At 60.5% G+C, this 21,170-nt stretch carries 20 protein-coding genes; 3 read left to right on the top strand and 17 right to left on the bottom strand.

Features of this window, described 5'->3' with window-relative positions; genetic code table 11:
- Window positions 1-53 precede the first annotated feature (53 nt).
- The 5 genes from AC0IXS_RS13020 to hutU form a co-directional block, all read right to left on the bottom strand.
- Window positions 54-1,595, bottom strand: a complete 1,542-nt coding sequence (locus AC0IXS_RS13020) for an HAL/PAL/TAL family ammonia-lyase (RefSeq protein WP_471824807.1) — start codon at window positions 1,593-1,595, stop codon at window positions 54-56.
- Between the two features lie 12 nt (window positions 1,596-1,607).
- Window positions 1,608-2,438: a quaternary amine ABC transporter ATP-binding protein gene (locus AC0IXS_RS13015; protein ID WP_471824805.1), complete on the bottom strand. Its 831-nt coding sequence runs from the start codon at window positions 2,436-2,438 to the stop codon at window positions 1,608-1,610.
- Window positions 2,435-3,286 carry an ABC transporter permease gene (locus tag AC0IXS_RS13010; protein WP_004880400.1) on the bottom strand — a complete coding sequence of 284 codons (852 nt, stop codon included), beginning with the start codon at window positions 3,284-3,286 and terminating at the stop codon, window positions 2,435-2,437. Before AC0IXS_RS13010 ends, AC0IXS_RS13015 begins: the two co-directional genes overlap by 4 nt.
- A gap of 78 nt (window positions 3,287-3,364) precedes the next feature.
- Window positions 3,365-4,333 carry an ABC transporter substrate-binding protein gene (locus AC0IXS_RS13005; RefSeq protein WP_057410929.1) on the bottom strand — a complete coding sequence of 323 codons (969 nt, stop codon included), beginning with the start codon at window positions 4,331-4,333 and terminating at the stop codon, window positions 3,365-3,367.
- Window positions 4,334-4,445: 112 nt separating this feature from the next.
- On the bottom strand, window positions 4,446-6,176 hold the full coding sequence (gene hutU / locus AC0IXS_RS13000; RefSeq protein WP_235806311.1) for a urocanate hydratase: 1,731 nt from the start codon (window positions 6,174-6,176) through the stop codon (window positions 4,446-4,448).
- A gap of 423 nt (window positions 6,177-6,599) precedes the next feature.
- On the opposite strand from hutU, the gene AC0IXS_RS12995 reads away from it, so the two are divergent.
- Both AC0IXS_RS12995 and AC0IXS_RS12990 read left to right on the top strand, forming a co-directional pair.
- Window positions 6,600-7,367 carry an arylamine N-acetyltransferase family protein gene (locus tag AC0IXS_RS12995; RefSeq protein ID WP_449121728.1) on the top strand — a complete coding sequence of 256 codons (768 nt, stop codon included), beginning with the start codon at window positions 6,600-6,602 and terminating at the stop codon, window positions 7,365-7,367.
- 105 nt (window positions 7,368-7,472) lie between these two features.
- Window positions 7,473-8,381 (top strand): DMT family transporter, encoded by a 909-nt coding sequence (locus tag AC0IXS_RS12990; RefSeq protein ID WP_025995359.1) that lies wholly within the window; start codon window positions 7,473-7,475, stop codon window positions 8,379-8,381.
- Between the two features lie 2 nt (window positions 8,382-8,383).
- Here the strand turns inward: AC0IXS_RS12990 and AC0IXS_RS12985 are convergent, their stop codons facing one another.
- Genes AC0IXS_RS12985 through AC0IXS_RS12960 form a run of 6 tightly spaced genes read right to left on the bottom strand, consistent with a single transcriptional unit; the run spans window position 8,384 to window position 15,275 of the window.
- Complete coding sequence (locus AC0IXS_RS12985) at window positions 8,384-9,790, bottom strand: amidase (protein WP_191953956.1); 1,407 nt, start codon at window positions 9,788-9,790, stop codon at window positions 8,384-8,386.
- Complete coding sequence (locus AC0IXS_RS12980; protein ID WP_025995357.1) at window positions 9,783-11,132, bottom strand: aspartate aminotransferase family protein; 1,350 nt, start codon at window positions 11,130-11,132, stop codon at window positions 9,783-9,785. Before AC0IXS_RS12980 ends, AC0IXS_RS12985 begins: the two co-directional genes overlap by 8 nt.
- Window positions 11,110-12,234 carry an aminotransferase class III-fold pyridoxal phosphate-dependent enzyme gene (locus tag AC0IXS_RS12975; protein ID WP_471824802.1) on the bottom strand — a complete coding sequence of 375 codons (1,125 nt, stop codon included), beginning with the start codon at window positions 12,232-12,234 and terminating at the stop codon, window positions 11,110-11,112. The genes AC0IXS_RS12980 and AC0IXS_RS12975 overlap by 23 nt, the downstream gene beginning before the upstream one ends.
- 8 nt (window positions 12,235-12,242) lie before the next feature.
- On the bottom strand, window positions 12,243-13,124 hold the full coding sequence (locus tag AC0IXS_RS12970) for a TauD/TfdA family dioxygenase (RefSeq protein WP_471824800.1): 882 nt from the start codon (window positions 13,122-13,124) through the stop codon (window positions 12,243-12,245).
- Window positions 13,099-14,667: an AMP-binding protein gene (locus AC0IXS_RS12965; RefSeq protein WP_025995354.1), complete on the bottom strand. Its 1,569-nt coding sequence runs from the start codon at window positions 14,665-14,667 to the stop codon at window positions 13,099-13,101. Before AC0IXS_RS12965 ends, AC0IXS_RS12970 begins: the two co-directional genes overlap by 26 nt.
- The gene (locus tag AC0IXS_RS12960; protein ID WP_471826231.1) at window positions 14,664-15,275 is read right to left on the bottom strand and encodes a thermostable hemolysin; all 612 of its coding nucleotides are present in this window, start codon (window positions 15,273-15,275) and stop codon (window positions 14,664-14,666) included. Before AC0IXS_RS12960 ends, AC0IXS_RS12965 begins: the two co-directional genes overlap by 4 nt.
- A 152-nt stretch (window positions 15,276-15,427) precedes the next feature.
- On the opposite strand from AC0IXS_RS12960, the gene AC0IXS_RS12955 reads away from it, so the two are divergent.
- Entirely contained in the window at window positions 15,428-16,360 is a 933-nt protein-coding gene (locus AC0IXS_RS12955) for a LysR family transcriptional regulator (protein ID WP_025995352.1), read from the top strand.
- A 168-nt stretch (window positions 16,361-16,528) separates the two neighbouring features.
- On the opposite strand, the gene AC0IXS_RS12950 is transcribed toward AC0IXS_RS12955, so the two are convergent.
- The 6 genes from AC0IXS_RS12950 to hutC form a co-directional block, all read right to left on the bottom strand.
- A complete protein-coding gene (locus tag AC0IXS_RS12950) occupies window positions 16,529-17,233 on the bottom strand; it encodes an anti-sigma factor (RefSeq protein WP_122668153.1) in 705 nt (234 codons plus the stop codon).
- Window positions 17,230-17,796 (bottom strand): sigma-70 family RNA polymerase sigma factor, encoded by a 567-nt coding sequence (locus AC0IXS_RS12945; RefSeq protein ID WP_025995350.1) that lies wholly within the window; start codon window positions 17,794-17,796, stop codon window positions 17,230-17,232. Before AC0IXS_RS12945 ends, AC0IXS_RS12950 begins: the two co-directional genes overlap by 4 nt.
- A 99-nt stretch (window positions 17,797-17,895) precedes the next feature.
- Entirely contained in the window at window positions 17,896-18,429 is a 534-nt protein-coding gene (locus AC0IXS_RS12940) for a DUF3455 domain-containing protein (protein ID WP_004880392.1), read from the bottom strand.
- A gap of 105 nt (window positions 18,430-18,534) precedes the next feature.
- The gene (gene nhaA / locus AC0IXS_RS12935; protein ID WP_122409383.1) at window positions 18,535-19,710 is read right to left on the bottom strand and encodes a Na+/H+ antiporter NhaA; all 1,176 of its coding nucleotides are present in this window, start codon (window positions 19,708-19,710) and stop codon (window positions 18,535-18,537) included.
- Between the two features lie 27 nt (window positions 19,711-19,737).
- A complete protein-coding gene (locus AC0IXS_RS12930) occupies window positions 19,738-20,355 on the bottom strand; it encodes a HutD/Ves family protein (protein WP_057410919.1) in 618 nt (205 codons plus the stop codon).
- Window positions 20,352-21,062 carry a histidine utilization repressor gene (hutC, locus tag AC0IXS_RS12925; RefSeq protein WP_170969020.1) on the bottom strand — a complete coding sequence of 237 codons (711 nt, stop codon included), beginning with the start codon at window positions 21,060-21,062 and terminating at the stop codon, window positions 20,352-20,354. The genes AC0IXS_RS12930 and hutC overlap by 4 nt, the downstream gene beginning before the upstream one ends.
- Window positions 21,063-21,170 lie beyond the last annotated feature (108 nt).

The raw sequence follows: 21,170 nt of genomic DNA, 5'->3' as shown, positions 1-21,170 counted from the left end.
TTGAACGCGCCGCCGTCGGCCCTGCGTGGATAACGCCGGGCCTTGACCGCTTTTTATTGGGTTGCCGCGTGTTCGCGGCAGCGCTGGAAAATCCTTTCCAGCGTCTGTTGTTCGTTGATCAGTGCTGCGCTGCTGGCGATGTCCGGCGCCAGCCAGCGGTCTTCGTCATAGGCGGGAACCCGCTCGCGTAACAGTTGCCAGGCGATGTTCGTCCCGACGCCGAAGCGCTGGGCCTTGAGGAATTCGAAGGCCTGCGCCGCGAGCAGGTATTCGATGGCCAGAATCTGCGTCGCATTGCCCAGCACCTTGTGCAGCTTCAGTGCGGCGCTGGTGCCCAGGCTCAGGTGATCTTCCTGCAGGCCGGACGTGACGTAGTTATCCACAACCGCCGGTTGCGCCATCTGACGGTTTTCCGCGCACAGCGAGGCGGCGACGTACTGGACGATCATCATTCCCGAGTTGACGCCCGGCTGGCTGACCAGAAACGCGGGCAGGCCGCTGACCATCGGGTTGATCAGGCGGTCCAGACGACGCTCGGCAATCGAGCCCAGTTCGGCGACAGCCATGCACAAAAGGTCCGCCGCCATCGCCACGGACTGACCGTGCGGATTGGCCTGGGACACCACGCGATAGGCGTCGGGCGTGCCGAGCAGCAGCGGGTTGTCGGTGACCGAATTGAGTTCGGTCTCGATCTGGCGAATGGCATGTGCCAGTTGATCGCGGGTGGCGCCATGCACTTGCGGAATCGAACGGATGCTCAGCGCATCCTGAGTGCGAATACCCTGACTGCTGGCGAGCACTTCGCTGCCTGCCAACAGGCTGCGCAGGTTGCTGCCGACTATCTGCATGCCGGGATGTGGCTTGAGGGCGAGGATGGTTTCATCGAAGGCGTCCAACTGACCGCGCAGCGCTTCGAAGGTCATGGCACCGATCACGTCGGCCCACTGGGTCAGGCGTTCGGCGTCGGCGATAGCCAGACAGCTCAGGCCGGTCATGCAGGGCGTGCCGTTGACCAGGCACAAGCCGTCCTTCGCGCCCAGCGTCACGGGTTTGAGACCTTCCTCATCCAGCGCCTGCTGTGCCGAGACGATCTGCCCGCGATAGCTGACCTGACCGACGCCCAGCAATGCGACGCCGACGTGCGCCATGTGGGTCAAGTAACCGACCGAGCCCTGCGCCGGGACCTGTGGCGTGATGCCGCGATTGAGCAGGGCCAGCAGCGCTTCGACCACTTGCCGATGAATGCCGGATTTGCCCTGGCTGTAATTGAGCAGGGCGGCGCAGATGATCGCGCGGGTCTGCTCGTCGGCCAGCGGTGCGCCGACGCCACAGGCATGGCTGAGCAGGGTGTTGCGCGACAGACGACTGAGCTGTTCGACTTCCAGCGAGACATTGCACAGCGCGCCCAGGCCGGTGTTCACGCCATAGGCGCGCTCGCCGCTGGCGACGATCTGCCGGACGATGGCCTGGGCGTTGTCGATCCTCGCCCACGCGGCGTCGGACAGCACCAGTTGCGCGCCATGCCGGGCGACGGCCACCACATCCTGCCAGCGCGCCGGGGCGTCGCCGATGACGATCTGTTCTGCTCGCGACATCTGCAACGGTCCTTAAAGAGTGGCCACGCGGCGCTGAACGAAACGGTCCACGTAATCGTCAGCGGGCGAGTGAAGGATTTCTTTCGGCGTGCCGACCTGAATCAGCCGCCCGTCCTTGAGAATCGCAATCCGGTTACCGATGCGCACCGCTTCGTCCAGATCGTGGGTAATGAACACAATGGTCTTGTGCAGCTTGGCCTGCAGTTCCAGCAACTGGTCCTGCATTTCGGCGCGGATCAGCGGGTCGAGGGCGCTGAACGCTTCGTCCATCAGGATGATGTCGGTGTCGGCCGCCAACGCGCGGGCCAGACCGACCCGCTGGCGCATGCCGCCGGACAGCTGATGTGGGTACTTGTTTTCGTAGCCGCTCAGGCCGACCGTGGTGATCCAGTGCCGGGCGCGCTCATCACACAGCGCCTTGGTCTCGCCGCGTACTTTCAGGCCGTAGGCCACGTTGGCCAGCACGGCCTTGTGCGGCAACAGGCCGAAGCTCTGGAACACCATGCTGATCTTGTGTCGGCGAAACTGGCGCAACGCTTCCATGTCGTAGCGCAGGATGTCCTCGCCATCGACCAGAATCTCACCGCTGGTAGGATCGATCAGCCGGTTGAAGTGGCGCACCAGCGTGGATTTGCCCGATCCGGACAGGCCCATGATGACGAAGATCTCGCCACTGGCAATCGACAGCGACAGGTCGTTCACGCCGACGACGCAGCCGGTTTTGGCCAGTACCTGATCCTTGCTCTGATTCTGCTGGACCATCGCCAGCGCTTCCTTTTCGCGGCTGCCGAAAATCTTGAACACATTGCGTACGACGATCTTGTTCTGTTCCGCACTCATCATTTCTGCGCCTCATGCCGTGGGCGGCCGTAGGCCTGCGTGATGCGGTCGATCACGACCGCCAGAATGACGATGGCCAGTCCCGCTTCCAGTCCACGTCCAACGTTCAGCGTCTGAATGCCGACGAGTACGTCTTCGCCCAGACCACGAGCGCCGATCATCGAGGCAATCACCACCATCGACAGCGCCATCATGGTGGTCTGGTTGATCCCGGCCATGATGCTGGGCATTGCCAGCGGCAGTTGCACGCCGAACAGTTGCTGCCAGCGGTTGGCACCGAACGCGTTGATGGCTTCCATGACTTCGCCATCGACCTGACGAATGCCCAGATCGGTCAGGCGGATCAGCGGTGGAGCGGCGTAGATCACGGTGGCGAAGATCGCCGGGACCTTGCCCAGACCGAACAGCATCAGCACCGGAATCAGGTAAACGAAGCTGGGCATGGTCTGCATGATGTCCAGCAGTGGCATCAGCACCGAGCGCAGACGATTGCTGCGCGCCGAGAGAATCCCCAGCGGGATGCCGATCAGCACGGCGATGATCGTGGCGACCAGCATCAGCGCCAGGGTCTGCATCAGTTTGTCCCACAAGCCGACCGCGCCAACCAGAAACAGCAGGCCGACGATCACGACTGTGGTGACGACCTTGCGCGTGGCGTGCCAGGCGATGCCGCCGACGATCAGCAGCATCAGCCACCAGGGCGCCATGCGCAGCAGGCCTTCCAGATTGACGATGGCCCACAGCAGGGTGTCGGAGATGTGCCGGAACACATCGCCGTATTGGGTCACCAGCGAGTCGACGCCGTCATTGACCCAATTGGCGATCGAGAAAGTGAAGCTTTCAGGGAACATAAGCGGCTCTCAAGTAAGGTGTATCGGACCCACGAACGGGCAACCGGACCGGCACTGTCAGCCCGGCTGCCCAGTCGTTTACAGCGAGGCGTCCACCTTTTTCGCGGCGTCTTCACTGACCCACTGGTGCCAGACTTCCGGGTGTTCTTTCAGGAAGATCCGGGCAAGCTTCGGCGATTCGATGCGGTCCTTGGCCATGCGTCCCAGGTTCTGGTTGAGCAGGTCGATCGGCAGATTGACCTTCTCCAGCATCGCAACCAGCTCAGGCGCCTGATCATGGAACACTTTGGACACGCCGACCTTGATATCGATCGTCTTGTTTACCCCGGCTTTCTCTTCCAGACGCACCAGATCCACCTGGCCCATCAGCGGCGTCGGCGACCAGTAATACGTCAGGATCGGCTCGCCACGCTTGTAGCTGGACAGGATAGCCGCGTCCAGCGCAGGGCCGGTGCCCGGCCGGAAGTTGGTGTACTTGTTCTCCAGACCGTAGCTCTTGAGCATCTCGCTGTTTTCCAGCTCGCAGGTCCAGCCGGCCGGGCAGTTGTAGAAACGGCCCTTGCCGGGTTCTTCCTGATCCTTGAACACCGCCGAGTATTGCGCCAGGTCACTGATGGACTTGAGATTCGGCGCCTTGGCTTCCAGCTTGCGCTTGGCATCGCCTTCGATCACGTAGCGCGGCACGTACCAGCCTTCGACCGCACCGACGATAGGCGCGCCGACACCGACCACTTTTCCGGCCGCCGCCGCCTTGTTCCACACCTCGCTGCGACCCACCCATTCTTCAGCGAAAATCTGAATGTCGTTGGTGCTCAGGGCGTTTTCCATGGCAATGGAGTTGCCGGGTAGGGCGTCCACGGTGCAGCCGTAACCCTTGTCCATCACAATCTGCAGGATGTCGGTCAGCAGCATGGCGCTTTCCCAGTTCAGGCCCGCAAATTTCACCGGTTTGCCCGATTCACACCAGTTGGCGGCCTGACTCGCTCCAGCGCTGGCAAGCAAGCCAGCGGATACCAGAGTGGTCAACAGGGCCTTTTTCATATTCATTGTCGATGCTCCTACGCCTGAAAGGGATGGTGGCAGCTTCAAAACAGGCATCCGGCCTTCGGGCGTTTTCACGCCCGTTCCCGAGGGCTGTCGGTGATGACCGACAGATCCCTTAACGTCCGATCATCGGCAGGTTCAAGCCCTGCTCTTTGGCACATTCGATAGCAATGTCATATCCCGCGTCGGCATGGCGCATGACGCCAGTGGCCGGGTCGTTGTGCAGCACGCGGGCGATCCGTGCAGCGGCTTCGTCGGTGCCGTCGCAGACGATCACCATGCCCGAGTGCTGCGAGAAGCCCATGCCGACGCCGCCGCCGTGGTGCAGAGACACCCAGGTTGCGCCGCTGGCGGTGTTGAGCAGGGCGTTGAGCAACGGCCAGTCGGAGACTGCGTCGGAGCCGTCGCGCATGGCTTCGGTTTCGCGGTTGGGGCTGGCGACCGAACCGGAGTCCAGGTGGTCGCGGCCAATCACCACCGGTGCCGACAGCTCGCCGCTGCGCACCATCTCGTTGAACGCCAGACCGAGCTTGGCGCGCTGGCCCAGACCGACCCAGCAGATACGGGCGGGCAGACCCTGAAAGCTGATGCGCTCGCGGGCCATGTCCAGCCAGTTGTGCAGGTGTTCGTCGTCCGGGATCAGTTCCTTGACCTTGGCGTCGGTCTTGTAGATGTCCTGCGGGTCACCCGACAGCGCGGCCCAGCGGAACGGGCCGATGCCTCGGCAGAACAGCGGACGGATGTAGGCCGGAACAAAGCCTGGGAAATCGAAGGCGTCCTTGACGCCGACTTCCTTGGCCATCTGGCGGATGTTGTTGCCGTAGTCGAAGGTTGGAATACCGGCTTTCTGGAAGGCCAGCATGGCTTCGACGTGTTCTGCCATTGACTGCTTGGCGGCCTTGACCACATTGGCCGGCTCGCTTACCGAGCGGGCGCGGTACTCGTCCCAGCTCCAGCCTTTTGGCAGGTAGCCGTTGAGCGGGTCATGGGCGCTGGTCTGGTCGGTGACCATGTCCGGGCGCACGCCACGACGGACCATTTCCGGCAGGATTTCGGCCGCGTTTCCGCACAGGGCGATGGAGATGGCCTTGCCTTCGGCGGTGTATTTGGCGATGCGGGCCAGCGCGTCATCCAGGTCGTCGGCCTGTTCGTCGACGTAGCGGGTCTTGATACGGAAATCGATACGGCTCTGCTGGCATTCGATGTTCAGCGAGCAGGCTCCGGCCAGTGTCGCGGCCAGAGGTTGCGCGCCGCCCATGCCGCCCAGGCCTGCGGTCAATACCCAGCGGCCCTTGAGGTTGCCGTCGTAATGCTGGCGACCGGCTTCGACGAAGGTTTCGTAGGTGCCTTGCACGATGCCCTGGCTGCCGATGTAGATCCAGCTGCCGGCGGTCATCTGGCCATACATCGCCAGGCCCTTGGCATCCAGTTCGTTGAAGTGTTCCCAGCTCGCCCAGTGCGGCACCAGGTTGGAGTTGGCGATCAGCACGCGCGGGGCATTGCTGTGGGTCTTGAACACGCCGACCGGCTTGCCGGATTGCACCAGCAGCGTCTCATCGTCATTCAGGTGGGTGAGGCTTTCGACGATCTGGTCGTAGCACTCCCAGTTGCGTGCCGCCCGCCCGATGCCGCCGTACACCACCAGTTCGTTGGGGTTCTCGGCGACTTCCGGGTCCAGGTTGTTCATCAGCATGCGCAACGGTGCTTCGGTCAGCCAGCTTTTGGCCGTCAGTTTCGTACCGCGTGCAGCACGTACCTCGCCTTCGCGGTGGCGGGTCCAGTCCTGCTTCAGGTCTTGCTTCTCGGTCACACGTTTCTCGGTCACAAAAAAATCCTCGGCGATCATTCCAAACCAGCCCGCAAAGGGCGCTCACATCCGTCTGGCAGAACCAGCCTGCCAGCTTGTCTCTACTCGTATATACAAGCATATGCAATCCGAAGGCCAACTTGAATCGAGGGTCTTCCCCAACGCGCGGATGCCCGATTTCAAAGGGTTTTGCGGGGAGTTGGAATGAAAGGATATTTTCCTGGCCTGTTCCGAATCTGTTACCTGAAACGTTTCCTGCGCTGTTTTGGGGCGGCGGGTAACAGAATGATGCACGTCACAGTGGAGCGCCTGTGAAACCTGATTTCTCGATAGCTGAGCTGTAGATTTTCGTTTGTGGAGGGGGTGGCGAAGCGGCTTAATCTGCCTGGTTTGATGAGGGCATCAGGCTGCGTGACAGAGACGGCGCAACAAGAACGCCAGACGCTGGCAAAGGACGTGTTCATGGCCGCACAGGCTCACTCGCCACAGGTACATCATGTGTTCGGTCTTCATCGCACCTGGACGCAACGCTACGTTTTCAACAACCTGAACGCCCTGCTGAACGGGCCGCCGAATCTCTCGCCTGACACACTGCTGCGCTCGCTTGCGCGTTATCGGGGCGGCTATTGCCATGAGCTGAACTCGGCATTCAAGGCTCATCTGGAACGTCAGGGCGTCGAGGCGACGCCATATCTGGCGCGGGTGGTCTACCGCACCGGTGACCGGGTTCTGCCGCCTTCGCATCTTTACCTTCTGACGCAGGTCGCAGGCCGGGCACTGCTGTGCGATACCGGCTTTGGCAACGGCCTGCTCTGGCCCATTGAACTGGACACCGAGAGCGCTCGGCCGCAGAACACCCTGGCGTTTCAGGTGCGTCCATCGCAGAGCGGCAGAGGGTTGTGGATCAGTGAGCAGGGCCAGTGGGACGAGTTGTACCGGCTGGGCGATGAGCCTTCGCGGCAGGCGCACATCGACTCGGCCAACCACTATTCCGCTACCTCGCCCGACTCCATTTTCTGTCGCAACCTGGTATTGACCCGTTACACCCGCGGTGGGCGAAGACGCCTGTTGAATCTGCGTTACGTGAATGAAACGCAGCAGACGGTGTTACTGGATTCGCGCTCGGCGTTCGATAGCTGCCTGCAAGGTCAGTTCGACGTCAGGCCCACAGCGGCCGAAGCCGGGCGCCTGTTCGAGATTGCCTGTAATGCCGCCCGCCCGGCCGCCTGACAAATAACTGTAAGTGAATAACTGGGCGTACTTATTTAAAAACTAGCACCCGTAATCGATGCTGTTTACCCATCATGCGTATTGATCCTGTTTTCGGAGCGCATGATGAAAGACGCTGGTTTTTCAACCGCCCATGGCGGAATGGTTATTTGGGCAGCCTTGATTGCCTCGTCGTTTTTTGCCGCCGGTTATGTGAGCCAGGCGGTTGATCCGGTGTTGCTGACCGGGCTGCGCCTGTTGTTTTCGGCGCTGCTTTTTCTGCCGATTCTGCTGGTGAAGGGCAACCTGTCGATGAACATCACACGACTGCGTTGCCACTGTGTGCTGGGGTTGCTGCTGGCGGTCTATTTCGGCTCGCTGTTCGAAGCGCTGCGCTACACCTCGGCTGTGCACACCGCAACGCTTTACACGTTGGTGCCGCTGATGACGTTGTGCTTCGAGGTCGCGTTGATGCACGGGATGATTCTCAAAGGCCGGGTGTTCCCGATGTTGACCGCTGCCGTGGGCGCCGTGTTGCTGATCGTGGCAGGTTCGCATGCGGATGCCACGCCGTCGCTTTACGCGTTGGTGGTCTACGGTGTGGGCTGTCTGGCGATGGCACTTTATTCACCGCTGAGTCAGCGCTACAAGCTCAAGGCGCTGAGCGACACCAGCCCGGTCGCGATGACCTTCTGGAACATGCTGTTTGGCGCGCTCTTTCTGCTGCTGATTGCCGCTGCAACCGGAGGCTGGCGCACCGGGACGGAGCTCATGGCGATCGATGTCTTCTGGCTGTTTTATCTGGCGCTGTTCGGCACACTCGGGACGTTCTGGCTGTTGCACCGCGCCATCGGGGTTATCGGGTCTTCGACCGTGATTTCCTACGTGTACCTGAGCACGCTGTTCGTCACCCTGTCTCGCTGGTATCTGGGGGAGCAGCCGGTATCAATGGGTGTTACCGGCGCGTTGCTGGTCCTGCTCGGCATGGTTGCGCTGGTGCTCAAGAGCCGCCAGCGCAAGCTTGCCACTGTCTGATGTCAGCCCGCTTTGACGAAGGCTGGCTGCCAGCCTTCGAACTCGCTCTCCAGATAGGCGGCCACTCTGAGCAGTTGTTCTTCCTGCCAGTGGGGCGCGACGATCTGAATGCCGATCGGCATGCCGTTTTGTGGATCGTGGCCGCACTTGATGACCGCTGCGGGTGAGCCCGACAAGCTGAAGGGAAAGACGAAGGCGTAGCGGCCCCGATCCTCGAGGGACTCTCCGTGGGCAAAGGCGACATCGCCGTACACCGGGGAAATGAACAGGTCGTAGTCGTTGAAGAACCGCGCAAGCTGGTGACGGAACGTGTCAATCATGACCCAGTCACGCTTCAGCTCTTCGGTACTCAGCTCGACGCCACGGCTCATTTCGAGCAATTGCGCGGTTGCCTTGGTGAACTGGTCCTTGCCGATGGCAGCGAACAGCGCTTCCCACCCTTTGCCGCCGTCGCCACCAGTGATAAAGACCCGCCACAACACGTCGCAAGCCTCTTCGAGCAGAGGCGGCCTTGCGTCCTCCACTGCGCTGACCACGTTGTTCAGACGTCTGGCGACCGCGTCCAGCACGCCCTGGACGGCCGGGGTCACCTGAGCGACGGACGACCTGCCCGATACGGCAATTCGCAGGTCCTGCAAAGGTTTGCCGGGTGCAAAGGGCACGTCCACCGTGTCCGGGTCCTTCTGATCGGCACCGCTGATGAGTTTGCCCAGCACCCGCAGGTCATCGACATACCTGCCCATGACGCCGAAGGCCGAAGTCATGTGGAACAGGCCTGAGCGTTCGTTGGGGTATTGCCCGCTCAGCGGGACGCGACCCTGAGTCAGTTTCAGGCCGCAGATGCCATTGAAATGCGCTGGAATACGCACGCTGCCGCAGGCATCGGAGGCCAGCCCCGCCGGTGACAGACCTGCAGCGATGGCCGCCGCTTCACCGCCACTGCTGCCGCCTGCGGTACGGCTTGAGTCGTGCGGGTTGAGCGTGCGCCCGTACAGCAGGTTCTCGGTCTCGAAGGCCATGCACAGTTCAGGCACGTTGGTGATGCCGAGAATGATCGCTCCGGCTTGTCTCAAGCGGGCCACGGCGGTGGCGTCAACGGTGCTGGGTTCGTTGCGCCACTGCTCCACGCCCCGGGACATGCGAAAGCCCTTCACGTGGCACACGTCCTTGATGGTGATCGGGATGCCATGCAACGGCCCGCTGAACTGCCCTTTGCGTGCCTGGGCATCTGCCGCTTCGGCCTGCTGATACAGGCTCTCGCGCTGCTCCAGCAGAATGATTGCGTTGATCTGTGGATTGCGTTCCTCGATGCGCTGCAGGTAGAAGTCGACCAGCGAAACGCTGGTCAACACTCTGCGCCGGATCAGGCTGGCCATTTCTTCGAGCGTCAACTCGTCCGGTTTAAGCATGCTTGAGTCCTTTCTTGCTGCCGAGCCACTTGTTCGGGATCTGGTACATGTTGCGCACCACCAGCGAAAACGCTTTCACGAACAGCTTCGGCTTGGCGGCAATCACCTCCAGCGATTCCTCGATCATCTTGAGCACGTGCTCCAGCGCCTCGGGCGTGATGTTCAGTGGCGGGTAGAACCTGAGCACCGGATGCTCGGCCTTTTCGTTCATCGAGTGCCCGGCGTGTACGCCACGTTTGCCCAGTTCCATGCTCATCAAGGCTTCGTACACCGAGCCCCGCAGGCGCAGACCGGTCATCAGGCCGACGCCCGGCACGTCTTCGATGATCTGCGGGAAGCGCGAAGCCAGCCGTTGCAGACCGTTACGCAACAGGCCGCCGTTGATCCGCGACAGCTCCACCAGATTGTGCTGCTGGATGTAATCAATGGCGGCAAGTGCCGCAGAGCAGGCCAGTGGATGGCCGCCGGTGGTGCGGTTGTCCGGTTCGATTTCATCGAGCGGAAAACGGTTGGTCAGGGCCTGGCTGTAAACGGCACAGGCGAAGGAGGTGTAGCCGCCGGTCAGACCTTTGGACAGGATCATGATGTCCGGCACCACATCGTCGTACTGAACCGCGAACCACTTGCCGCAACGTCCGAACCCGGTCTGGATTTCGTCGGCGATAAGCAGGGTCTGGGTCGCATCGCACAGTGCGCGGATGTTGGCCATGTAACCGACGGGTGGAACCTGCAGGTGCGCACCGCCCAGGATCGGCTCGACGTAAATGGCGCAGACACCCTCGCCAACAGCCTTTTGCAGCGCGGCGAAATCGCCATATGGCACGTAGGTAACTTCTTCGGAATAGGTGCCGTAGCTGCTGTGGTGCTGTTGCTGACCCAGAATGCTCATGGCGGCCAGGGTTTTGCCGTGATAGGAATCGGTCATCACGACAATGCCGCGCCGATGCTTTTGGACCTGCAGCACGTAGCGCATGGTCTGCTCGATGGCCTCGGCGCCCGACACCATGTAGCGCACCTCGCCCCAGTCACCGGGAATCAGGTGGCGCAGGCGTTCCGACAAGACAGCCTGCGTCGGGTGTTCACGACCTTCCGGCACCCACGCCAGCTCGCTCAGTTGCGCCTGCACACGCTCGCGCACGGTCGGGTTGCGATGGCCGACGATGAACACGCCGTAGCTGCATGCACAGTCGATGAATTTCTTGCCGGTGTGGTCCGTGACGTAAATGCCGTCAGTGCTCTTTTCCACCGAGGTCTTGCCGATGCGATAGAGCTTGGCGGCCGAGGCGCTCCAGAACTGTTCGCAGTCGTCCAGCAGTTGTTCACGCGGCATGGTTGAGGACATGTCTGAAAGTCTCCTTGATACGTTGGCCGGCGCGTTCGACAGGCAGGGATCTGGCGGTAACAGGGCAGCGCAACACCAGCGCACTGCCGCGTGCCGGGCTTGCGTACACACCGTTCTGGTACAGGGATTCGCGCAGTTGCGCTTCGTTGCGACCGTGCAGCGGCACGCTGACCCAGCCACCCAGCGCGGTGGCGCCAAGGTCTGTCAGTACGCCGGTCAGCAGCTGACCGTTGTGCATACAGCGCTGAGGCGAGTTATGGGTGTGCAGGTAATCGAGCGTGGTCAGGGCTGCGACGCAGGCCATCGGGTTACCGGCCGTGGTGCTGCCATGTTTGGCGGGCGTGCTGCGGCCATAGACCTTGTAGGCCATTTCTTCGCTGCAGGTGTAGGTGCCGATCGGCACTGCGCTGCCGCCCAGCGGACCGCCCAATACGGCGATGTCCGGGGTGTTGGTGTACTGCTCGAAGCCGAACAGGGTGCCCAGGCTACCCAGGCAGGTGGCGACGTCCATGGCGATGACCGGCGCCTTCGCGTCACCGGCAGCGGCATACAGGCGGTCAAGCAAGGGCTGCTCGATCAGGCGCAGAACGCCCTTTTCGTCGGTGATGACACTGGTGTGGCAGACCGCAAAGCAGTCGTTCCAGTCGATTTTTGCCAGATCATCGGCATGACTGACGGCAACGCGCTTGAAGCCCAGCAGTCGCTGGATTTCGCTGTAGCGATCAGGTTGAGTGAGGCTGCGGCCATAGGTCAGCGAGCCGTAATCGCCTCCCTTGATGAACACCAGCGTATTGCGACGAGGATTCAGCCCCTTGCACAGCTTCAACGCACCTTCGAAGGCTTCGTCACCCGAACTGCAGACATAGGAGCTGACCAGCGGGTCCGGCAGCAGTCCGGCGAGGCGGCGGCACAGCGCGATCAAGGGTTCGGACATCAGGACCCGATTGGACAGCCCCATGATCTCGGCCTGGGCTTTGACGGCATCGATGACTTCTGGCACCTGAAAGCCGAAACCGCCCGACAGGTCGATGATTTCCTGGCCTTCGGCATCTGTGTAGGTCTCGTAGAGTCCGGCCACAATTGTTTTTTTAGTGTTTTTCATAGGGGCTCTCAGCGATAGCTCAAGGCGTTGAAGATGCGACGGCGGTCGTCGACGATGGCCTGGCGTCCGTGCATGACCCGGCGGTTGTCGATCATCACCATGTCGTTGTCGCGCCAGCCGACCGGGTAGGTCAGGGCGGTCGAAACCTCTTCGATCTCTTTCAGGAACTGCTCGGGAATGGGGTCGCCCGAGACGGTGTCGATGATCGGCTTCTCGTAGTTGAACGACGGGCCAAGAATGCTGTTGGCGAACGCCGGTCGCTGGCTGATCGGCGAAACCGGAATGGCCGGCGTGGAAAAGGCGTAATGAATCGAGTCGTCGCTGGTGTTGAAGGTGATGCGCGTCTGCGGGTCGTTGCCGACGATCTGCATCAGGTCATCCGGCATGACGAGGCTCGGATCGTTCTTGTCGGCCGAATAGTGGCAGACCAGACGACGCCATTTGTCTGCACTGACCGTGCGGCTGTAGCGAATCGGGTTGTTCTCGAAAAAGGCCCGGCATTCGGCCGACAAGGCGCGCAGCACGGCTTCACCGTCGCATAGCGTGGTTTGTGAACCCTGACGGGGCGCTTCCTGACAGTAGAACCAGGTGATGTCCGGCCAGAATGGAGAGTTGCCGTTCTCGCAGTGCAAACCGATTTCCTGGGTCCCGGCATCGACCAGCTGCGCGGCACCGCCGACCATCGTGCGCGCCGGGTCCAGGCTCAGGCGGGAACTGTTGTTCTTCACGAACCGGCTGAAGGTTTCGGCTTCATGAATACAGTCACGCATCAGCACCACGCCATAGGTCCCCAGCAGCTCGTAGAGCGCCTGGGTCGTCAGCGTGGCGAATTGCGCGGGTTCGATCACCGCGAATTCGGGGTTGTCAGAGCGAGAGGCAGGCATGTTCATCGGCAGAAGTCCTTTGCATGGATGGAGAAAAACGGTGCGCGAACGCTTCGGCAATCTCGGCGCGTCTGGGGCGACCGGTCACGGTGTACAGCTGTTCAAGCAGGGGATTGGCGAGGTCCAGCAACCAGAGCTTGCTGGGGCGTTCCACGTCGGAGAAACGTTTGGTCGACCACTGCGCCAGGTCGCTTCGATCCGGTTGTGACTCGACGCACAGCAGGGCGATCAGGCCGTGGTCTTCGTCCAGAAAGACCGCTGCGTCGCGAACGCCGTCGTATTTGCGGTATTCCAATTCGACCTGCTCCGGGCTCACGTTGCGGCCGTTGGCCAGGCAGATCACATTCTTCTTGCGACCGTGGACGTACAGGTAACCGTCGCTGTCCAGTGCGCCCAGGTCGCCGGTGTCCATCCAGCCATCGGCGCTCATGGCGCAGGCGCTCGGGTCCGTGCCGGAATAACCGCTGAACAGCGACGTGCTTTTGACTTCGATGGTCTTGTCGAGGCCGATGCGAACCTGAACGTGTGGCAACGGCTTGCCCACGCTGCCCAGGCGTTGCTGTTCGGCAGTGTTCACGCTCACCACCGAAGCATTTTCGGACAGCCCGTAGCCCTGGAACACCGACACACCCTGTGCTTCAAGGGCGCGCAGGATCTCGACATCAACCGCTGCACCGCCGCAGGTGATGTGCACCTGTTCGGTGAGGTAAGTGGCCAGACTCCGAGCGATCTCCCGGTCTTCCTGGAGCCTGCGCAGAAATTCGTTGAGCATGACCGGTGGCACCGTCAGCGCGGTGGGTTTGACCCGTTGAATCCAGTCGGTCAGGCGCGCAGGCGATGCGCCCGGTTCGCCCAGCAACGGCTCATTGGGCGGCAGAAAATGAATCGTCCCGCCTGCCAGAAGCGGCAGATAGGAGGCAGTGACCTGTTCCAGCAGCAGGCTCAAGGGCACCAGCGACAGGTAACGGAGGTGGGCGTTGGCCGGCATTCTGAAACGCAGCGAGTTCAGCACCTGGCCAATCGCGGCGCAGGACAGTCGAACGCCTTTGGGATTGCTGGTCGTGCCTGAGGTGTGGATGATCTTGCAGATCCAGTCGTGCTCGACAGCTGTCTGTGCCAGTGGCTGGGGAATGGCCGGTAAATCCAGATGCCGGACCTTGTTGGCGGGCAGCTCCAGAAGCCAGCGCTCGGTGAGCGTTTTCTGACCGGCCGAGTCCACGAGAAAACCGTCGCAATGCGCTGCCAGGTTTTCTGCCTGGACCTGACTGAATGCCAGGGGCAGCGGCAAAGAAGTTATGCCTGCGAACAGACACGCCAGATCGGCGATCAGCCACTGACTGGAGTTGCGCGTGACGATGCCGATCACCACCGGATCGTTCGGCATCTTCGGCTGGAATCGGTGCTGCAACTCTGCAGCCAGGGCAAATGCCTGTTGGCGCAGTTCGCGGTAGGTGAGGGATCTGGCGGTGTCGCCATGGTCCACTGCGCAGACTTTCTCGCCGTGAACCTGCAGGGCGGAGCGCAACTGGGCAATCAGGTTGGCGCTCATTGCGTCACCCTCGCTTGTACTGGAAGGTGATTGAACAGCGTGCCCAGGGTCATGGCAGCGAAGCGCGAGCGCTGCGGATCGACCTTGATGAATCCGGTGATCGGGCGTTTGGCGTAGTAGGAGCCCCAGTTCTTGCCGCCGTCTTCGGAAAGAAGCGTGGGGTCGGCGGTCAGCAGCGGCTCGAAGACAATCTGGCAGCTTTCCATCATTTCCCGCACGCGCGGGGTTACGGTGCACAGCAGGTACTGCGCGCCCATGCACCAGGCCAGCAACGGAATCATGTTGACCATGATCACGCCGGCCGTGACGTGATGCGAGATCAGGCTGCCGATTTCAACAATCGAGGAACGGTCGATCTGCTGCCCGTGACGTTCGGACAGAATTTCATGAATGGGGCGGGACAGGTACTGTTCGGAAAACAGTGTGCGGTGATCGCCGAAGGTAATTCCGGCGCATGACATAATTCTTTCATCTTCGTCCTGAGTGAGGGCGAAATACTGCGGGTTGGGTTCTATGGTGGCTTTATATGATGACTGAAATTTACTCTTAACTATTTCGACAGCCTGCTTCCACAGCGGTGATTCACAGTCGGTCACGCGTATAAGCATGATGGCATCTCCATTGTTTGTGATGATCCTGAAACGTGCTGCGAATGTATTTGGGAAAATTCCTACACACCATTTAAAAAACAAAAACGGTCTGTTAATATCTAAATAGCTGGGTACTCTACGAGCACATTGGACTTCTGGAATATATGGATATGCTTAAAAGCAATATGCTCAGAAAGTTGGATATGCAGGACTTGTTGATTTTCATTTCGGTTTACGAAAGCTCCAGCGTCACCGAGGTCTCCGAGTCCCTTTTTGTTAGCCAATCCACCGTCAGCTACTGCCTGAAAAAGCTGCGCAACAGCTTTGAAGACGAGTTGTTCATCAATACCCGCAGCGGTATGCGACCCACGTATAAAGCCACGACCATGTACAGCCATGTTCTAAAGATCGTGGAAAGTATCAATGTTTGTTATTCCGGCGCTGCGCTGTTGTCGCCGCCTCAGAAAGATGTCATCTACAATGTCTGTGCGCCCGAATATTTCGAACTTCTTATCTTGCCTGGTTTATTAAAGTTGTTTTCTTCCAATGAAGTTCCGGTCACGTTGAATGTTCAAAAGATTCACCGCGACATTCCGGTCAAAGAGTTGAACGGTGGCGCGCTGGATCTGGTTATTTGTTTCGGTCCCAATTATCACCGCGGCGGCGGCGGACTGAAATCCCAAATACTGTTGGATGATGATTTAGTGTGTGTGGTGGATCGCAACTTCATGCCACCCGAAACAGGTTTCGAACTTGAAAACTTCGTGGCCCGCAGGCACGTCTATCCGACGCCCTGGACGTCTGAAACCAACATGGTAGACGGCTGGCTGAGCAAGCAGGGCAGCAGCCGGCAGATCGTGGCCAAGGCCAACAGCTATGGGGCAGCCCTGCACATGATCGCCGGTTCCGATGTGGTGGTGACCCTGCCCAGGCGTGTGGCGCAATTAATCGTTAATGATGATATTCATTTTTCAACAGATGCGCCGGCAGGCTTGCCGACATTTACGCTGGATATGGTCTGGAGTGAGAGCGCCGATCAGGATCCGTCCAACTCGTGGATCAGGGAACAGGTGGTCAAGGCGTGTATGGAATACACGGTTTAGATGATGTTCGGTCAGGTCTGATTCTGAACGAGGGGCGTGTTGTCTTTTGGGTGTCACACAGCGCCGTTTATATTCATGTGACGAGTAACGGCGCTGTATTGTTGCATCAGGGAATAGGGTCTATTTCATTATCGGTAACTATCGATAGATTGTCTGACAAAATTAGCCTCAGATGACTTTCACTGCCCGCCCTATGAATTGAATCGGCCCGGTTGGTTTGCCGATTGACGAGCCGGTGGACTTTTCCAGCGTCAGTTCAAACAACTGGTTGGGTTGCAGGGGCGGCAGTTTATCGAGCGCGATGTTCAGGCTTTGCCCTGGCTTGACCAGCCCCAGCGACACCGGTCCCTGCCAGTCGTCACCCTTGGTCCAGAACTCCAGCGCCTTGTCGGCCGGTACTTCGAACGCGCCCAGCGGGATGAGCTGGATTTCCTGTCGATTGCTGGCCTGCACGACCCAGCCGGGTGATTTGTCCTGAGGTCCGACGAGTACCACCAGATAGGAAGGTGGCGCCGGATCGCGGGTCAGCAACGTCAGGCCCAGCACCAGCGAGGCTGCGATGCCTGCACCGGCCAGCCCGCGCCAGATCGCCAGATTGTCCCACCAGCGCACGCGCTGTTCAGGCTGCGCGTGAGGCGTTGCCCGATCCATCAGGTTGCGTTCGATCCGCTCCCACAGGCCGGGTGATGGCGTGACGGGTTCCGCCAGCTCGGTCAACGGCAGCAGGCGTTGATCCCAGGCGTCTATCGCGGCCTGCAGATCCGGTTCGTGAGGCAGGCGACGTTGTACCTCGAGCCTCTGTTCGGCCGACAGCGTGCCGAGCACATACTCGCCTGCCAGCTCGTGAATATTCTTGTCCGAAGGTTGGGTCATCCCATGCACTCCCGCAAAGCCGTCAGGCTGCGCTTGATCCAGGCTTTGACCGTACCCAGTGGCGCGCCGATTTTCTGCGCGATTTCCTGATGCGAATAACCGTCTACATACGCGTGAAACACGCAGTTGCGCCGCACCGGCTCAAGCTGCTCCAGGCACGACGTGATGCGTCCCGGATTGACTCGCCAATCGAAAGCATCGCCGGTTTCCTGCCAGCCTTCCAGTGTCGCCTGTTCATGATGATCTTCGCTGTCGTCATCCTCAACCCGGACTTCCCGCGCCGTGTTGCGCAGGTTGTTGAGTGCAAGATGCCGGGTCACGCTGAATATCCAGCCGCGTGCCGAACCGCGTGATGCGTCGAAACTGGCCGCACGGGTCCAGATTTTCAGAAACGCGTCATGCACGATGTCCTCGGCCAGCTCCCGGTCGCGAACCAGTCGCACGACCACACCGAGCAGCCGTGCGCTTTCCTGTTCATAAAGACGCTGCAGGGCCTGCCGCTCACCGCGGGCGCAGGCTTGCAACGTGCCTTCGTAATCAAAGAGAGATTCGTGTGAGGACAAGGTAATCCGCCATCGATGGACTAATGCCTCGTTGATATCACGAGGACCCGCGCAGCAGCATAGCTCACTGACTGCGCGGTGCCCGATTGCCTGGCTGTATCAGTTGGCAGCCCAGAACAGGTAGTCAGCCTGGTACTTGACCACTTCCTTGGCGCCCTTGTTGCTGGCTGCGCACGCGGTGGTCGGTGCCACGCCGCCTTTCAGCGCGGTGCGCTGGATGTAGGCAACACCGGTCATGGCGCCTTTGCCTTCTGCCGGGTTGGCCTTGACCAGTTGGTACGGCAGGTTGCCTGCGCTCGAAGGTGCAACAGCGACCTGAGTGCCGGTCACTTTCGAGCCGTCTTTGGCTTCCCAGGTAGCCGGCGGGCCGTAGTAGGTGCCGACCTGCTTGCCGCTCTTGTCATTGAGCACGGCCTTGGGACCGACAAACGCCCATTCCATTTCGTTGGGCATGTTGGCTTTTGCGCGGCACTCGTAGGTGATTTCGCCGACCCCGGTGGTTTGCATGCTGATCTTGTGGCCAGCCGGAACCCGAACGCTTTCGGGCAGATCGGTCTGGGCCAGGGCGACGGACGACAGGCAAGTGAAAGCCAGGGTACTACCTGCAAGGCAGAGCAAGCGTTTTGCGTTCATGCAGAAATCTCCAGATTATTTAACCGCGCTCAGCAACTCGAAGTGGCTGCTGTATGTACTACCCGCGAAGAAACAATCTGGATGCAGTGATTTGAAAATATTTTTTCAGGCCCGGCTGAAGCGGCTGCGCAACACGATAATCCCGGCAATTGCCGCAATGCCCGAACCGATCAGCACGCCGACTTTCACCTCGTCGATCAGATGCTGCTGACCCGGGAATGCCAGGTTGCCGATGAACAGACTCATGGTGAAACCGATGCCGCACAGGATCGCCACGCCATACAGCTGCACCCAGTTGCTGCCCTCCGGCAACACCGCGAGCCCTGAACGAATCGCCAGCACAGCGGCGAGGAACACGCCGATCTGCTTGCCCACGAACAGCCCCAGCGCGACACCGAGCGGCACCGGATCAACGAGGTTTTCCACCGTGATACCGGCCAGCGAAACACCCGCGTTGGCAAAGCCGAAGATCGGCACCACCGCGAACGCGACCCAGTAATGCATCTTCTCTTCAAGGAACAGCAACGGCGAGCGCGCTTCTTCCTCGGGCTTGCCCATCGGGATGCACAACGCCAGCGCGACGCCTGCCAGCGTGGCGTGAACGCCAGACTGCAACACGAAGAACCACAACAGCGCGCCCAGCAGCAGATAAGGCAGCAGGCGACGAACGTTGAGTCTGTTCATCACAATCAACACCGCCAGCGTGGCGAAGGCGGCGCCCAGCATCGGCAGGTTCAGGCCGGAACTGTAGAAGAACGCAATGATGGTGACCGCGCCCAGGTCGTCGAGAATCGCCAGTGCGGCAAGAAACACTTTCAGCGAGGTCGGCACCCGGTTGCCCAGCAGCGACAGCACGCCTAGAGCAAAGGCGATGTCGGTGGCCGCAGGAATCGCCCAGCCGCTCATCGTCTGCGGGTTGCCCCAGTTGATGGCGATGTAGATCAGCGCCGGGATCAGCATTCCGCCTGCTGCTGCAAAGCCGGGCAGGGCGCGCTGCCCCCAGGTCGAGAGCCCGCCCGCCAGCACTTCGCGTTTGATTTCCAGGCCGACCATCAGGAAGAAGATTGCCATCAGGCCATCGTTGATCCACAACTCGACCGACAGACCCAGCCATACGCTGTGCAGAATCGAAAAGTAACCGGCGGAGAGTGGCGAGTTGGCGACGATCAGAGCAGCCAGCGCTGCGAGCATCAACACGATGCCGCCTGCCGATTCGGAGGCGAGAAAGCTGGCGAGGATGGCGACGGCTCGGGGTGTTTCCTTGACAGGGAATTGAGTCATGGTCGTCCTTGAACGAGAAGCTGATTTTTAGAGGGCGTCCAGCATACCGTCATTGCCAATGGGGTTCAGCTCAATCAGGCAGCAACGACTGGGGCCTGAGGATTGCAGCTCGATTTCCGTGAGTCCGCCCGTCGTGTCCACTTGAGCGCAGTCGTGTTTGCCGAGGATTTCCCAAGGCTGGCCACTGACGCTCAGCGCCACTTGCTCGGCCATGCTGAACAGCACGAAGGTGCTGGCCGAACTGAACAGCCTTTGCGGCTGACGCACGTCGATCCACTGCTGGCGAGCATTGTACCGATGTGCAGCGTAGATCAGGTTGAAATCCCGGATCGGTCCGTCGAGCAACGTGCACTCGACCTGACTGTCACCGCTGAACGCGAACGGGTCGGATGGCAGCAGCGGGCGGCTGTCGATGCCGTCAACGGACAGCGTCATGCCCGCGCCCTGCAGCACGGTGATTATGCGCTGATAACCGGCAAACACTGAAAAACCACCCGAATTCTCGATGTCGGCGATCGACAGGCGCCAGCCGAAACCGTCCAGATCCTGACCCGCATCGCGGGCGATTTCTTCAGTGCTGCCACCGCCGTTCTTCCACGGCATGCGCGGGTAATCGACGGCGCGCAGAATTCGGGTCTGGGTCATTTGGTGAAACGTCCTTCAAGGCGATGACGGGAGCCGGGATGGATCAGACGTGCGGCGGTCACCGGCTGGCGGCCTGACCAGGTGCGACGACGAATCAGCAGGCAGGGTTCGCCCGCGTCGATCTGCAACAGCTTGCACTCGTCAGCTTCTGCCAGAATCGCCTCGACCACGTGTTCACCCTCGGTCAACGGTGCGACCTGCGAGAGGTAGGCATAAGGCGTCTGTTGAGTAAAATCCTGCTTGAGGTAATCCGGTGCGACCAGGGCGTTCACGAAGCGGTCTTCGATCTGCACGGCGATGTCGTTTTCGTAGTGCACGATCAACGAGTGGAACACCCGCTGACCCTCGCGCATGTCCAGCGCCAACGCACGCTCGGAGCCTGCGGCTTCTTCCTTGAGAACGATGACCTTGCAGGAATGACGATGGCCTCGTGCGGCGATCTCGTCAGCAATATTGTGGACTTCGAACAGCGCCGATTGGCTCTTGGGTTCGGCCACGAACGTGCCGACACCCTGCATGCGCACTAGCAGGCCTTCGGCAGTCAGCTCGCGCAGGGCACGGTTGATAGTCATGCGGCTGAAGCCCAATTGGGTCACCAGCTCGCTTTCCGATGGCACGCGATGATGTGGCGGCCACGTGCCGTTCTGGATCTGCAGGGCGATCATGTGTTTGACGCGGGCGTACAAGGGTGCGGGACTTTCGCCCATCTGGGCTGCCAGTGAGGAAGAGGCGGGCGGCGTCGGCACGTGTGTGTCCTTGTTATCGAGATGATTCAGGCGCTCAAGCTAACCATTAAGCGGTGGCACGGCAAGTTT

It is taken from the genome of Pseudomonas sp. AC016 (genome assembly GCF_979253365.1).
The sequence above is the reverse complement of the archived record's forward strand: the minus strand, read 5'-3'. Positions and strand labels throughout refer to the sequence as shown.